General features: G+C 57.8%; 1 pseudogene. It reads right to left on the bottom strand.

The window, feature by feature from the left end:
- A pseudogene (locus tag P0G09_RS19310) lies at window positions 1-183 on the bottom strand (hypothetical protein); the annotation flags it as partial.
- Window positions 184-296: the final 113 nt, after the last annotated feature.

The raw sequence follows: 296 nt of genomic DNA, 5'->3' as shown, positions 1-296 counted from the left end.
CGGCTTTGCCAGCGCCGCAAAGTAATCCTCGGCCCGGCTCACCGCTTCTGCCCGGGAGATGGAGTAAACCGCTGTGTGGCGGCACTCCTCCCACAGCAGGAGCAGCAGCTCCGCATAAAACGCCCGGTTGGGCCCCGCCAGCGGGCGGAACAGCCGCGGGCTGACCAGTTCAAACAGCTGCATCAAAAGGTTCCTTTCTTTCGATAATATCTATCTTTTTTTGTACCACAATATGAAGGATTTTGCCACAAATACAAAAAGCCCCGGAGGGCGGCCTTTCAGCCACGCTCCGGGGA

The sequence above is a fragment of the Faecalibacterium sp. DFI.5.82 genome, from assembly GCF_029076575.1.
GTDB classification, from domain to species: domain Bacteria; phylum Bacillota; class Clostridia; order Oscillospirales; family Ruminococcaceae; genus Faecalibacterium; species Faecalibacterium duncaniae.
This window is presented reverse-complemented; position numbering and strand designations above follow the sequence as displayed.